Raw genomic sequence first — 14,222 nt, 5'->3', positions numbered from 1 at the left:
GAATGTTGGACCTGAGCCCCACGGACTGGATGGCGATCGAGGTCACCCTCAAGCTCGCGCTCTACACCACGCTGATCCTGCTGGTGATCGCCACGCCGATCGCCTGGTGGCTGGCCAACGGGCGCGGCTCGCCCGGCGTGCGCACCGCGGTGCAGGCCCTCGTCGCCCTGCCGCTGGTGCTGCCGCCCACCGTGCTCGGCTTCTACCTGCTGGTGCTGCTCGGCCCGGCCGGGCCGGTCGGCAGCACGCTGGAGAGCTGGGGCCTGAACCACCTGGCCTTTACCTTTCAGGGCATCCTCATAGGCTCGGTAATCTACTCCCTGCCGTTCGCCGTGCAGCCACTGCAGCAGGCCTTCGCCAACCTCGGCCGCCGCCCGGTGGAGATCGCCGGCTCGCTGGGCGCCGGGCGCATCGACCGCTTCGTCACCGTGATCCTGCCGATGACCCGCGGCGGCTTCATCGTCGCCGCCACGCTCGCCTTCGCCCACACCCTCGGCGAGTTCGGCGTGATCCTGATGCTGGGCGGCGCGATCCCCGGCGAGACCCAAGTGCTGTCCATCCTGATCTACGACCACGCCGAGGCGATGGACTTCGACTCCGCCCACCGCCTGTCCTTCGGGCTGCTGGTCTTCGCCTTCGCCGTGCTGTTCATCGTCTACGCGATCAACCGCCGCTTCGACACGGTGCGCCTGTGAGCCGGCCCGAGCCCGACACGCTGCGCATCAAAGCCCGGCTGGAACGCCCCGGCTTCGCGCTGGACGTGGACACCACCTTCCCGCTGGAGGGCGTCACCGCCCTGTTCGGCCGCTCCGGCTGCGGCAAGACCACACTGCTGCGCATCATCGCCGGCCTGGAACACCCACCCGGCGGCGAGGTGCACTTTCGCGATACCGCCTGGCAGTCCGGCAAGACCTTCGTCCCGTTGCACCGCCGCCGCGTCGGCCTCGTGTTCCAGGAATCCACCCTGCTCCCGCACCTGTCCGTGCGCGGCAACCTGCTCTACGGCTACAAGCGCACGCCGGAGCCCCTGCGCCGCCTGCACCTGGACGAGGTCGCCCGCCTGCTCGGCATCGACGACCTGCTCGAGCGCCGCGCCGACCAGCTCTCCGGCGGCCAGCGCCAGCGCGTCGCCCTCGGCCGGGCCCTGCTCACCAGCCCCGACCTGCTGCTGCTCGACGAGCCCCTGAACGCCCTGGACACCCAGACCAAGCGCGAGATCATGCCCTTCCTCGCCCGCCTGTCCGAGGAGACCGGCATCCCCAGCCTGCTCGTCACCCACGCCCCCGACGAGGTCGAACGCCTCGCCACCCGCGTCGCCTTCATGCACGACGGCCAGTTCGAACGCCTGGAACCCCTGCGCGAGGCCCTCGCCCGCGCCGACTCCCCGCTATTCCGCGACGAAGGCGCCGTCTCCGTCCTGCAAGGCGAACTGGGCCCGGCCGACGCCTACGGCCTGCACCCCTTCGGCCCGCCCGAAGCCCGCTACCGCGTACCGTCCACCCCCGGCGCCACCAACGGCGCCGGGAGACAGGCACGCCTGCGCATCGACGCCCGGGACGTGTCCATAGCCTTGTCCCCGCCCCAGGACATTTCCATCCTTAACATCATCCCCGTCACCATCGAGTCGATGGACGAGGCGCCTGGGCACCACGGACCCGCGCGCGTGCTCGCCGTGTGCCGGCAGAACGATGGACAGACGTTGATGGCGGAGCTGACGCAGTTATCTACCGAGCAGCTGGACCTCCAGCGGGGCACGCGTGCCCACGCGCTCGTCAAGGCTGCAGCCTTTCTCGACTGAGCGGCTCCCTCGTACGCCCGAAAACGGACCATCCGCGGGCCGGCTCGCAAACCCACAACGCTCGTGCCAGAATCCAGCTAACTGCCATGCAAGACGGCGCAGACCCGGCCTGCCGCCTCCCGCAACCTATCCACGCCGCAACATATCCAGGATCCCTCGTGGCGCATGCACCATAACCCGCTGAATACACCGCCATTCATGCCGCCGCCTCATCCGGGATATATAGCGCGCACGCTCAACCAATATCCGTGCGCGCTATCTGATCACTTTTAACGAGTTGATCAAACAAAAACATACGAAGTAAACGCTGAGGACACTATGGCGAAAAAAGGGACTTACTACCTGGGGCGTGTCGTAAAAACTGGAGCACTCGACACTGACCATATCAAGGCTTCTCTTCGGTCGCCAAACAGTGTTTCAAAATATGGAAGTTCTTGGACATTCGTGGATATCCAAGAGCTTACAGACGGCCGATCAACATATTTTTTTGGCCGACTGGTCAAATATGATCCCAAAGCGGAGGTGTCTGTAGTCGACCCCGAACAAAGAAAGGAGGTGCGTCAGAGCGAGCCTAACATGACAATTGCTTCCAGCCCTTTTGTCTACGTGCCTGAATATCAGGGTCTGTCATTCCTCCATGTATCCAATCAAATCGAATATTCAGCTTTCATGAACAGATGGGCAGAGGTGGTCAATGCTTCACATCATCAAATACTTGCAGAATGCGCTGTAGACCCCATAGCTGACCTTCGTTCCTTTGTGCGCAAACTGCAATCACTTGATGGCATTTATCGGGTTTCTGCCTCCGTGTCGCCACCTAACCCAATGTTTGGCCCGTTGTGGAAAGAGCTGAAAGAGTACCTTGCTAAACGGCGTACCGAACGAATGAAAGTGGAAGAAGACAGCGGGCAAGGCAGTCCAATTGATACCGATTTAGCAGAACATGCACAAGGCATACTTGATCAAACTGGGAAAAGACCGTACGAGCCCGCGCCCTTACCGATTGGTGATGCGGCAATTTTGATGGCGGCCGATGGTTACGGTAAGGGCTACGTGAGAGGTAGGCAGGGCGAGGATTTCATTATCATTAGAACCTCCGAGACTGTAAGAAACTTTTCGTTTTGGCGAGATCCTGATCCACAAGAGCTTTATCGCAAGACAGTGGAGATACTCGAAAGAATTCGTGAAGAGCGGCACATGGAGCACTGATGCTGGGCTCAAAGATAATCGATCTGAAACGACTGGTGCTTGTTTCACCGGAATTGTTAATGGGGGTTTTGGTTTTCTATATTTTCAGAGAAAGCCCAGAACTTTTTGAAGCAATTACGTTAAGTCTAAAGGGCGGCTCAAACCTTTATGATATCGTTAGCGCACTACCGTTCGCGTTTGTCGCATTAAGTTACAAACTTGGTATGGGGGTCATCAGACCCGGAGATGAAGAAGAAAATAAAATCCTTTATGAGTGGCCGCGCTATTGGATGCTGGAATATCGTTTTTACGGATCATTGATAATCTGCATTTTATGCTCTATCGCGGTGATTGGAGTCTATGTTAACCCCACTGGTCTGAGTGATGCGGCACAGGGTGCAATCTTAGTTGGCGCCATCTCGATTTCGGGGATCACCGTTTTTTTGCTGGCTACTGCAAGGATCATCTTGCGGAAAATATTGACGCTATATCGTTAACAAGGGCAGACACAGCGACGCCCTTCACATTGCGCCTTCGGCTACATGCCAAGGGCGCGCGTGCTGCCAGCGTTAAGTACCGACAAGGAGAGTGCTATGGAGATAAAGGTCAAAATCAGCGACAGCGAAGAACGGGTTTGGGGTCATGACGCAAACACTAGCTGGGTAAACGAGCAAATTAGGGCTCGGTTACATAATGGTGTGCCCGTATGCGTTGTGGTCGCCGTCAATGGCAACGGAGTGCGGAATCTACGATTTTCGGCTGGAGAGTGTGGTGCCTCTGGAGGCGGCTCTGGAACTCCTAAGTTTAATGGAAACGAACAGCGCGTAATCGAGACATGGAAGAGGATTGCCGTACAAGAAACCCCTGTAAACGCAGGCAAGCTAACTGCATTTATGCAACAAGTTAGCCGTTACTGAGTGTACTTAACAAGCCCATCAAGGCGGACGGCCAAAAGCTACACTCCTTCGTCGCTCCGCTTTTGGCTGCCGGTTATTGGGCGAACAATGGGGGCTGGGTGGCCACGGGTGATTGCTCACCCGCGGCTCCCACAGATCCGGACGTGCGCGATTGACGCATCCGGCTCCTCGGTGTAGCAAACGCTACGTGGCGTATACACGGTGAACCACGCGTGCAGGCTGGAGCGGATGACGCTGGAGCAGACGGTTGAACTGGATCCGGTTCAGTTACGCCGCTCGGGATCGGCGGCTGAGCCACTTGCGCCAACGGCCCGGAACCTCGAAGCGCAGACATTACGGGGTCGGACCTCGATAAGCCGCGGAATATACACGTTTAGTTTCATCTCTTGGCGCTCCACAAGCGCTTAAACGGCCAATTTTTGGGTCGAAAAGCCCAAGCGAAATGGACACCCATGGCCGTGCGCAAGAATGCTGGCTGGCCATGCAGCGCCAGCACGATCTCTGGTGTGCACGCAAGCGTGTGAAGCTGGACACCGGTGGGAAAACGGGGACAGATTTATTTCCTCGCGCCCGACGCGACGGCGGCATGCATTACCGGGCCGCGGGGCGTCATGGGGGTTAGACCTTGCCTTTTGGCTCCCAGCCACGACAGTGGCAAAGGCAAGACCTGACCCCTTCGGTGCTATGCTGACCCCACAGTCAGGGGTGATCAGACCGTAGATGGAGTCAAAGGCGTGGGTTTCGTTAATATTCTCTAGCCCTTACCGGGAATGAGAGGTTGTTATGGATTTATGGCTTTATATCGGATTCCTCGTCTTGCTCCTAGTTGGGTTCATCATTTGGGCGACACTTTTCAGCAACCCAACCACCGCCGGAAGGGGCTTCCTAGACAAGCATCTCCAACGCTGCGGAGTGGACACGAAAGCGATACCAGATGAGCTAAAGGATGAAATGGTGGATCGCGCAAAGTCCTCCGCTAGGTTTGCATCGATGAGCTCGCACGGCCAGGTTAATAAACGCATTTTATTCAACGCTGAGTTTGAGAAATTTTTGTCTATAGAGGGAGAGTGGTTGGCGTATTACCTCGAAGGGCCGCAATCTCCCGGCTGGAGGTTCATCTTTGAGGATGCCTTAGACAGTTAAGCACGGCACGGCATCACACCACCAGGTCAACGGAATACGTAGAAAACCGAAGGGGAAGAATAGGGAAAAAGAGCGAGTAGAGGACACCCACTTTCTGCGGAGCCGTCCGTAAACGAGCTCGGCGCCCGAAGACGCCGATCGAAGCGTGTCTGAGGGGGTCAGACCTTGTCTTTTGCCCCGTACCACGACAGGGGCAAAAGGCAAGACCTGCCCCTTCGGTGCTGCACACAAACAGTATCCGTACGCGCGACCCAATCACTGTTATAAAGAGGAGAGAGCGTGTCTCGGACCCACGACAAACATCATTTCTACAAGTACATGTCGGTGGAGACAGCTTTGAAGGTGATAACGAACCAATCCCTACGGTGGAGTAGCCCTCTCAAGTTCAATGACCCCTTCGACCACCAGATCGGCTTCACTTTCGAGTTCGGTGGATCGGAAGTCGGACAGGCTGTGTACCGGGAGATGGAACGGATAGTCTTCGGGGGCAAAAACGGGTTCCAAGAGCCTTCGTCATTGACGCAACTCGCCCTCCGCCTCCAGAGCATCGCCGACAGACTCCCGAAAGACTCGATACTGGAGGACTTCGCGGATGCGGCGCAGGAGATCGCGGACAACTTCCAGCATCACGTTGCGAGGCTCCACGCTGGCATCCAAGAACGACTCACACACTCCCGAGTCCTCTGCATCAGCGAGAGAAACGACAACGTCGTGATGTGGTCGCACTATGCTGAGGAGCACCGAGGCGTTGTCATCAAGCTGCGCTGCATCGATGAATTGGACAACACACTCTTAGCAGCTCGAAAAGTACACTACTCAAGGCAATTTCCAATGTTTCCCTCCCTTGAAGAGTATGTCCGCCACTTAACGGGGGAGGAGCCCCTGAATCTGACTGCTCTGAGCTGGGATATGGCCTTTACCAAACACTCGGACTGGGCATATGAAAAAGAATGGCGTGTTCATATGCCGCTACTGAACGAGCCACCGGGCGATGGCTACACTCTCCTTAAAGAGCATCCCAGCGTATTTGGAGCGGTGTACCTCGGTTGCCGCATGACCGACGAGGACAGAGGTCGCGTTCTGGCGGCCGTCGAGGAACACATCCCGCATGCACGGGCTTTCCAGGCCAAAAGAAGCGACAGTTCGTTCGATATTGCATTCGAGGCTTCAGACTAGAGGACACCCACTTTGCGCGGACCTGCCCGTTAGCGATCTCGGCGCCCGGAGGCGCCGATCAGAGTGGCTGGGAGTAGTAACCAGAACGGGGTCGGGCCTCGATACTCCGCTGAATTCAAAGGGCTAGTCGCTGGAGAACGGCAGGAGAACGGGGTCAGACCTCGATATACCGTTGAATCTAAAGGGCTAGTTTCCTCTCTTAGCGCTGCACAGGCGCTTAAACGGCCCATTTTCGGGTCGAAAAGCTCAAGCGAAGTGGACACCCATGGCCGTTCGCCGGAAAGCTGGCTGGCCATGCAGGGCCGGCACGACCTTTAGTTTGCTCGGAAGGGCGTGAAGCTGGACACCGTGCGCCCGGTGCGGTTCGATGGGCGTGGCGACAGCGGGCAAGCTGACGCTTAGCACCGCAGTGGGAACAAGAGGACACCCATCTTCTCGATGCGGTGACTACTCGTTGTTCAAGGTCAAGATGAGGACACCCACCTTCTTGATACGCTGCTTACCGGGCCGCCTCGGCTTCCAGCATATCCACGAGTTCGGCGGCGGAGACAAGGCCGTACCTGATCCGGCCCTGGGGGGTGATGATGGTGGGGGTGCCCCGGAACCGCTGCTCCCGGGCGATGGCCAGATGGTCGGCCACGGGATGCGGGCAGTCTTCCGCCTTTATGGTCTCGCCCAGCTTGGCCCGGGTGATGGCATCCTGCCGGTCGTCGCTGCACCACACCGCCTCCATCTGCTCGAAGGCGTTGCCGATGACGGGAAACGCCGCATAGCGAATGCGGATGTCCCACAATAGGTAGTCGTCGATTTGCTGGTGGAACTCGCGGCAATAGGGGCAGTTGACGTCGGTAAAGACCGTCACGGTGTACTGGGCGTCGTCCGGCTCAAAGACAATGAGCTCGTCTTCGTCCAGGCCCTCCACCAGTTGCACGATCTCGGCCCCCCGTTCCCCGGCGGCCGCGTTGCCGCTCAGGCCGAACACCAGAAGCGCCCCGGCCACCAGGGCCATGGGCCATGTGCAGATCCCGTTCGTCCGTATCACGTCCACCGTCCTTCCGGCTTGATGCGCTGCCAGCCGGTGTTTGTCGCCTGCCGGTACCCTGCCCCGAGCACAAACCGATGGACCATTGCGAGGAATCCGGGTTCCGCCTCATCGAAAGGCGAAAAAGCATCGGGAAACGGGCTCGGACCCCCATAGCATCATTTTCTGGCCCGTCATGGCGAGGCCCGGGGGTGGTGGCCATCTCCGAACGCAACTCCTGACGTTTGCCTCTGCCAGCACCGAGGTCATCCATTGAGGTCGCCACGGCGCCGCGCGATGGCGATGCCAGGTTATGCCGCGGGAGGAAGAGAACGCCCACCTTCTGGATGCGGTAGCTACTCGTTGTTCAGCGCCAGTTGCCCCCTCACCTGACGGCGGACGAACCAAATCAGCAGAAGCGGAAGGATCATCCACTGAACAAGCGGCAACAGGCCCGTACCCAGTAGCGGCAAGGTGGGCATGGTGTCGGCGTACTGCCAGCGGTCGTCGATTTCCGTTGCGTGCCACTCCAGTCCGATGGTGATCGCCACCCCGATCGCCACGAACAGCAGCACGGTGCGCAGGGTGGGCTGGAGAATCCAGCTGCGGTTCCGGGTGAGCGCCGCCACGCCCCAGAAGGCCGCAAGTGCGATCAGTACATCCCCAAGCGTTGCCCGGGTGCAAAACACCACGGCCTCCCAGTGCGGCATGGTGGGCATGTCGTCGAAGAAGGGTACCTGCAGAAACTCCCATGGGTAGTTCAGCAGGAACGCGAATACGGCCACGTTGAACTCGGGTAGGGCCAGGATGCGCTGCCGCGACATGCGAGCCTCCTGTCGGTCGTGGTGGCGAGCAGTCCGATACCGGCTAAGGTACACGATGATGCCGTAACCTTGCCTTAAGGCCAGCGGCGACAGACTGGCGCGGACGGTTTGGTTTACCCTCAGATGCGTTGATCGAATAAGGGCCTGCCCATGCCGTTTCCCGCGCAGAAGACGAAGATCGTGGCCACGATCGGGCCGGCGTCCGATTCCCCGGAAACGCTGCGGCGGATGATGCAGACCGGGCTCAATGTGGTGCGGCTCAACTTCTCGCATGGTGACCCGGCTTACCACGCGGAGGTGATCGGGCGTATCCGTCAGGCGGCGCAGGATGCTGACACGCGCGTTGCGATTCTCGGCGATCTGCCGGGGCCGAAGATGCGTATCGGCGAGCTGCGTGAGGAGCCGATCGAGCTGGAGCCCGGCGAGAGCCTTACCCTGACCACGGAGGACTGCAACGGCGATGCCTCGCGCGTCAGCGTGTCGTTCGCGGAACTGCCGGAGGCGGTGCAGCCGGGCGACGCGCTGTTTCTGAACGATGGCTACATCGAACTGGAGGTGGTGTCGGTCGAAGGCCGCGATGTCACCTGCCGCGTGCAGACCGGCGGTGAGCTGCGCTCGCGCAAGGGCCTGAACCTGCCGGGCATCGATCTCGGCATCCGCGCGTTTACCCTGGACGACCACGAGTGGCTGCGGTTTGCGGCGGAACACGGCGTGGATGCCGTCAGCCAGAGCTTCGTCGTCGACGGCGACGACATCCTGGCCGTGCGCAAGGCGGCGGAGGCGCTGGGCTACGACCCCTTCATCATCGCCAAGATCGAACGGGCCGCGGCGCTGGAACACCTCGACAGCATCCTGGAGGCGGCGGACGGCATCATGGTGGCGCGCGGCGATCTGGGGGTGGAGATCCCGATCGCGAGCATCGCCCTCGCCCAGCGCCGTATCACGCGGCGCGCCAACCAGTTCCACCGCCCGGTGATCACCGCGACCCAGATGCTGGAGTCCATGGTCACCTCGCGCCGCCCGACCCGTGCCGAGGCCACCGACGTGGCGAATGCCATCCTGGGCGGCACCGACTGCGTGATGCTCTCCGGCGAATCCGCCATGGGGCGGTATCCGGTGGAGTCCGTAGCGATGCTCACGGCCATTGCCCGCTCGATCGAGCCCGAACGCGACCGAGGCATGATGCCTGACGGCCAGAGCGACCACGACGAGGCGGGGAACGACCGCGCGGTCGACCTGATCGTGCGCAGCGTATTCCACACCGCGCAGCGGCGCCTGCCACGCGTGACCCTGGCGCCCACGCTGAGCGGGACCACCGCCCGGCGCATCGCCTGCCTGCGCCTGCCCTGCTGGATCGCCGCGTTCACCCCAATCCCGGAAACCGCCCAGGGCCTGCATTTTTCCTACGGCGTTCAGCCAGTGGAGGTCACCGAGGACCGCAGCGACTGGAACGACTTCGCCCGTGCATGGCTCGCCGAGAACGGCATCAATGACGGCCTCGCCCTCCTCGTCCAGGGCCCCTCGGGCCCCAACCCGGCCGGGAACCACCGCCTGGAACTGCTCGAGCTCGATAGCCAGCACTCGGCCGGGAGCTAGGGAGACGCTGATTTAATCGCACGTCCGCGTTGGTGCCCCCTGTTTTCCGAGGCAAGGCGCGTCGTGTAGCGGGTAGTGGTTCTACCCGCCCGTTGCTGATTGACGGGGCGCAACGCAGGATCGGGGAACAGGGGGCACCAACCCCACAAGCCATTGAAAGCAGGGGCTCGGCCGCCCGTTGCTGATCAAAAACGGGCGCGGGAACGGCGTTGCGGCTCCTTTGTGCAGAATGACTGCACGGCAGTCACCGCGCCTTGTTCGCACGCAAAAGCGACTCGAGCGCGGACGCGCGATTCAATCAGCGTCTCCCTAGAGGGCCTCCACCTCGTCGACGTCCTGGCGCAGAAGGTCCAGGCGCTCCTGCACGGCCTCGGGGTAGTCCGCCTGGTGGCGGCCGCCCAGGTGTTCGGCCAGGAAGGTTTCCAGGCCGGCGAAGAAGGCGAGCCGGTTGGTCTGGTCGACCAGGCCGTGGCCTTCGTCCGGGGCCAGCAGGTACTCGACCGGGTGCCCCGCCTCGCGCAGCGCGGCGACGATCTGGTCCGACTCCTGCTGCTTCACGCGTGGGTCGTTCGCGCCCTGCCCGACCATCAGCGGGGCCTGGATGTTCTCGACGTGGAACAGCGGCGACTGGGCCTTGAGGCGCTCGCGATCCTCCGCATCTTCCGGATCACCGACGCGGCCGTGCATGCGGCGGATGCCAGCCTCCCAGTACGGCGGGATGGATTCCATCAGCGTGATCAGGTTGGACGGCCCGACCATGGAGATGCCGGCGGCGTACAGTTCGGGCGTCCAGGTGAGGCCGGCCAGGGCCGCGTACCCACCGTAGGAAGAACCGAAGATCGCGACCCGGTCGGGATCGGCAATGCCCTGGTCAATCAGGTATTTCACGCCGTCGGTGACGTCGTGCTGCATCACGCCCGTGCCCCACTCCTGGTTGCCGGCGTTGAGGAATTCCTTGCCGAAACCGGAGGAGCCACGGAAGTTGGGCTGAAATACCGCATAGCCGCGGTTGGCGAGGAACTGCACCGTGCCGCTGTAGCCCCAGGTATCGCGAATCCACGGGCCGCCGTGCGGCATTACCACCAGCGGCAGGCCCTCCGGCTCCGCGCCGTGCGGGAACGTGAGGTAGCCGGGGATCTCCTGGCCGTCGCGCGCGGTGTAGCGGATTGGCTCCATCGGCGCCAGGTATTCGCGCGGCAGGTCCGGGCGCCCCTCGTACAGCCGTTCGATCTCGCGCGCCCCGACGTTCGCGAGATACACGCTGCCCGGGTCGGTGTCCCGGATGACCGCGACCGTCCACAGATTCTCGTCGCGGGTGCGCGAGGTGATCTCCAGCTCGCCCTCGCCCAGCTCGTCACGCAGCCACTCGAGGTGCGACTCGAAGTCCTCGTCGTGCGCGTAGATGCGCTGGCGATCCCCGGTGTAGACCGTGGCCAGCAGGCGATGGTCCTGGTCGGAGAACTTCGCGCCGCCGAGGTCGACTTCGCCCTCCGGGTCGCGGTGCACCAGCTCTTCTTTGCCGGTGGCCGGGTCGAACAGGACCAGCTCGACCAAGTCACGCTCGTCCCCCGCGTTGGTGCGCATATAGAGCCGCTCACCGTCGGGGTGGAAGTTGGCGATCGAGCAGGTCTCGCCGAACGCGCAGGTGTAGATGGACTCGAACTCGTCCTGCGACTTCACGCGCAGGATCTCGGTGCCGGCATCGTCCGTGGTGCGCACCGCCTTGCGCAGCTCGCCTTCGTGGAAGCCCCAGCCCTCGATCTCGGCGGTGTTTTTCGCCACGCGGGTCTTCTCACCGGTCTCCAGGGATACGCGGTAGACATCGTGCAGACGCGGGTCGCGTTCATTCAGCCCGACGAAGATGTACTCCGGGGTCGAGCGCGGGACATGCTGCACCCGCGCCTGCACGCCATCGCCGCCAGCGAGCCGGCGCGACTCGGGGATGCCGTCCTGCCCGACCGCGTCCGCCAGCGCGATCACGCGAAGCTCTCGATTCTCGTCGCCGTCGCGATCGCGGACGAAGATCAGGTGCTGCCCGTCGCGGGACCAGAAAAAGCCCATGATCGAACGCGGCTCCTCGGTCAGCGGACGCGCCGACTCCAGGGGCTCGCCCCGCTCCATCAGGTGCAGGTTCATGGCGCCCTCGTGGGCGCTCACCAGCGCCACGTAATCGCCATCCGGCGAGACGCGCCCGGCGGCATGCTGCGGATCACGGAAGAACTGCTCCAGCTCGAGCAACGGGGGCGCCTCGCCCCGTGCCCAAGGGCCTTCGTTACCTTCCACGAATTCGGCCTCGACCTCGGTCTCGGCAGCCCCGACGGCTGGTACAGCGAACAGCGCGAGCGACAAGCTCAACGCGACGGCCGCGGGCGACCTGCGCCGCTTCGTGATCCCTTGACTCGCCAACCGCTGACCCGTGGACTGCATACCTTGTCTCCCGTTACGTGCTGCACCAGCGACAGCCACGCGTGCCCACGGGTTCCCGACGAGGCCGGGAAGCGCCTTCCGGTCAACGAATTGCTAGTCTTTCCAGCCGCGAAAGCCCTCCCGTACCGAGAGACAGCGTGCATAGCCCAGCTCCCGCAGCAGTTCGGCGGCGCGCAGGCTGCGGCGACCGCTGTTGCACAGGCACAGCAGGATCTGATCCTGCGTCACGTGGTAGCGATTGATCAGCGAGAGGAAGTGCTGAAAGTCGCGATCATCCGGTTCGTCCGCGTCCAGCAACTCCTGCTCTTCCTCCGAGATCTGCCGCCCCAGCAACTGTTTCAGCCGGAACAGCGGCACCGACACCGCACCTTCCACCTCGCCCTCCAGCTCCAGCTCGAAGGGCTGGCGGATATCCAGCAACACGGCCAGGCCGATATCCACCAGTTCGCGCGCCGAGCTGACGCTGATTTCCAGTTGCGGGTCGTTCGTCTCGTTCGCCATGAAGGCTCCTTTGCACTCGGGATCGAAAAAATCGGGATTAGGCACACTAAAAATGCCACGATTCACATGGATTTGCCTTTTTTCGGGTGCCTGGGTAGCATCCTTATTTCTTTAATTCTAACAGACACTTATCAAACGATGGAGCACGCGATGACGGGAACCCTCACTTAGGCCGGGCGCCGCATGTTCCGCGCCCGGCCCATGCCTTCTTCTATCACCTGAACAGGAGATGCGACCGTGGCGCGCAAGAATTCGTCTTACCTTCGTCAAGCCTACGATTCCCATGTCAATCGTTGGGTCCGCCAGGACTACTGGGGCGCGATTGGTACACCAGTCGACCTGGCCTCGCTACTCGAGAAGATCGAGAGCGAGACGCCTCATACGGACACCACCCCCCGGTGCGGACAAGTGATCCAGACTGGCTGCTGCGTGCGCCTGCTGGACTTGCAGACCGAAGAAACCTATCGGGTCGAGCTTTGCGAGCCGGAGCATGCCCAGCCCGAGCGCGGCAAGATCTCGATCCTGTCCCCTCTGGGCTCGCAGCTGCTGGGACTGCGCAAGAACTCGCTGGCCGAGATCACGCTGCTCCGCAGCCGACTGCGGTTCCTGGTGGTCGAAATACTGGAACCGGGGCACGATCCCGACCAATGATCCATACATGCCTGCCGGAGGTTCGCGCCCCCGGCGGGCGTTCATCAGGCTGGAATACCGTATCCGTGTGCTGCCTCTTCGTCTTCGCGGAAAGCTTTGGGCACAATCATCTCGTAGCGGTGTCACCACAAATTTCTTGCACCCTGCCCGAGGAGGATGCGTGAGGCTCTGGTCGAAGTGGAAAAAAGGCGGGGCGCTACTGGCCGACGTGCTCAAGCGTAACGGGATTGACCCGACTGCAGCAGCGGCCCAGGAGGTATTCAGCAAGATCCTGAACGAAGCCGAGGCGGCAGCCGATACACGCCTGAAGAACGAGCAGGCGGATGGGACCCTCTCGCCCGACGAGCACAACACGCGCTGGGAGGCGCTGTTTTTCGAGGAGATTCGCGCCCGGGCCAAGGACTACGCCCAATCGGCGCGCAAGCAGCGCTAGGATTAAACCACCCCCATTGCCTTGTCCATTTCGTGGCGTCCGTCGCACTTCGTGCTACCCTCCGCCGCGTTTCCCAATCCACCGGTCCCGCCCCATGAAGTTCTTTCGCCTGATCAGCGTTCTTGAGGGTTTGTCGCTCATTACCCTGCTGTTTATCGCGATGCCGCTGCGCACCTATGCGGATATGCCGCTGGCCGTCACCTACGCCGGCTGGGTGCACGGCATCCTGTTCATCATCTACGGCGCGACTTCGCTGATCGCCAGCCACCTGAGCGGCTGGTCGGTGTGGAAGTGGCTGCTGGTCCTGTTCCTCGGCGTCGTCCCGTTTGGCTTCCTGTACGTGGACCGCATAATCCGCCGGGAGAGCTCCCCCACTGGCGAGGCCGAGACGGCCTGACCCCCGTCCATCACCGACTTCCACCTAGGGAGACGCTGATTTAATCGCGCGTCCGCGCTCGAGTCGCTTTTGCGTGCGCACAAGGCGCGGTGACCGCCGTGCAGTCATTCTGCACAAGGGAGCCGCAACGCCGTGCGCGCGCCCGTTTTT

Annotated in this window: 13 protein-coding genes; 9 read left to right on the top strand and 4 right to left on the bottom strand. The window is 61.9% G+C overall.

Features of this window, described 5'->3' with window-relative positions:
* Positions 1-2: 2 nt before the first annotated feature.
* The 5 genes from modB (at position 3) to F623_RS0104710 (ending at position 6,222) form a co-directional block, all read left to right on the top strand.
* The gene (gene modB / locus F623_RS0104740; protein ID WP_018868361.1) at positions 3-695 is read left to right on the top strand and encodes a molybdate ABC transporter permease subunit; all 693 of its coding nucleotides are present in this window, start codon (positions 3-5) and stop codon (positions 693-695) included.
* Complete coding sequence (gene modC, locus F623_RS0104735) at positions 692-1,798, top strand: molybdenum ABC transporter ATP-binding protein (protein ID WP_018868362.1); 1,107 nt, start codon at positions 692-694, stop codon at positions 1,796-1,798. Before modB ends, modC begins: the two co-directional genes overlap by 4 nt.
* Before the next feature lie 318 nt (positions 1,799-2,116).
* The gene (locus F623_RS13075) at positions 2,117-3,007 is read left to right on the top strand and encodes a hypothetical protein (RefSeq protein WP_081618325.1); all 891 of its coding nucleotides are present in this window, start codon (positions 2,117-2,119) and stop codon (positions 3,005-3,007) included.
* Complete coding sequence (locus F623_RS0104730) at positions 3,007-3,483, top strand: hypothetical protein (RefSeq protein ID WP_018868363.1); 477 nt, start codon at positions 3,007-3,009, stop codon at positions 3,481-3,483. Before F623_RS13075 ends, F623_RS0104730 begins: the two co-directional genes overlap by 1 nt.
* Before the next feature lie 1,842 nt (positions 3,484-5,325).
* Positions 5,326-6,222 carry a DUF2971 domain-containing protein gene (locus F623_RS0104710; RefSeq protein ID WP_018868365.1) on the top strand — a complete coding sequence of 299 codons (897 nt, stop codon included), beginning with the start codon at positions 5,326-5,328 and terminating at the stop codon, positions 6,220-6,222.
* 499 nt (positions 6,223-6,721) lie between these two features.
* Here the strand turns inward: F623_RS0104710 and F623_RS0104705 are convergent, their stop codons facing one another.
* Together F623_RS0104705 and F623_RS0104700 are read right to left on the bottom strand one after the other, a co-directional pair.
* Positions 6,722-7,231 carry a DsbC family protein gene (locus F623_RS0104705; protein WP_018868366.1) on the bottom strand — a complete coding sequence of 170 codons (510 nt, stop codon included), beginning with the start codon at positions 7,229-7,231 and terminating at the stop codon, positions 6,722-6,724.
* Positions 7,232-7,599: 368 nt separating this feature from the next.
* Positions 7,600-8,067: a hypothetical protein gene (locus F623_RS0104700; protein WP_018868367.1), complete on the bottom strand. Its 468-nt coding sequence runs from the start codon at positions 8,065-8,067 to the stop codon at positions 7,600-7,602.
* Between the two features lie 150 nt (positions 8,068-8,217).
* Here F623_RS0104700 and pyk point away from each other — a divergent pair, with 150 nt between their 5' ends.
* Complete coding sequence (pyk, locus tag F623_RS0104695; protein ID WP_018868368.1) at positions 8,218-9,663, top strand: pyruvate kinase; 1,446 nt, start codon at positions 8,218-8,220, stop codon at positions 9,661-9,663.
* A 309-nt stretch (positions 9,664-9,972) separates the two neighbouring features.
* Here the strand turns inward: pyk and F623_RS0104690 are convergent, their stop codons facing one another.
* Positions 9,973-12,090 carry a S9 family peptidase gene (locus F623_RS0104690; protein ID WP_026279365.1) on the bottom strand — a complete coding sequence of 706 codons (2,118 nt, stop codon included), beginning with the start codon at positions 12,088-12,090 and terminating at the stop codon, positions 9,973-9,975.
* Between the two features lie 93 nt (positions 12,091-12,183).
* Positions 12,184-12,591, bottom strand: coding sequence for a rhodanese-like domain-containing protein (locus F623_RS0104685; RefSeq protein ID WP_018862164.1), 408 nt, complete (start codon positions 12,589-12,591; stop codon positions 12,184-12,186).
* A gap of 237 nt (positions 12,592-12,828) precedes the next feature.
* Here F623_RS0104685 and F623_RS0104680 point away from each other — a divergent pair, with 237 nt between their 5' ends.
* The 3 genes from F623_RS0104680 (at position 12,829) to F623_RS0104670 (ending at position 14,072) form a co-directional block, all read left to right on the top strand.
* Positions 12,829-13,242, top strand: a complete 414-nt coding sequence (locus tag F623_RS0104680; RefSeq protein ID WP_018868370.1) for a GreA/GreB family elongation factor — start codon at positions 12,829-12,831, stop codon at positions 13,240-13,242.
* A gap of 160 nt (positions 13,243-13,402) precedes the next feature.
* Positions 13,403-13,675 (top strand): hypothetical protein, encoded by a 273-nt coding sequence (locus tag F623_RS0104675; RefSeq protein WP_019572151.1) that lies wholly within the window; start codon positions 13,403-13,405, stop codon positions 13,673-13,675.
* A gap of 94 nt (positions 13,676-13,769) precedes the next feature.
* Complete coding sequence (locus tag F623_RS0104670; protein ID WP_018862161.1) at positions 13,770-14,072, top strand: DUF3817 domain-containing protein; 303 nt, start codon at positions 13,770-13,772, stop codon at positions 14,070-14,072.
* Positions 14,073-14,222 lie beyond the last annotated feature (150 nt).

This window comes from Thioalkalivibrio sp. ALD1 (genome assembly GCF_000381245.1).
Taxonomy (GTDB): Bacteria; Pseudomonadota; Gammaproteobacteria; order Ectothiorhodospirales; family Ectothiorhodospiraceae; genus Thioalkalivibrio.
The sequence above is the reverse complement of the archived record's forward strand: the minus strand, read 5'-3'. Positions and strand labels throughout refer to the sequence as shown.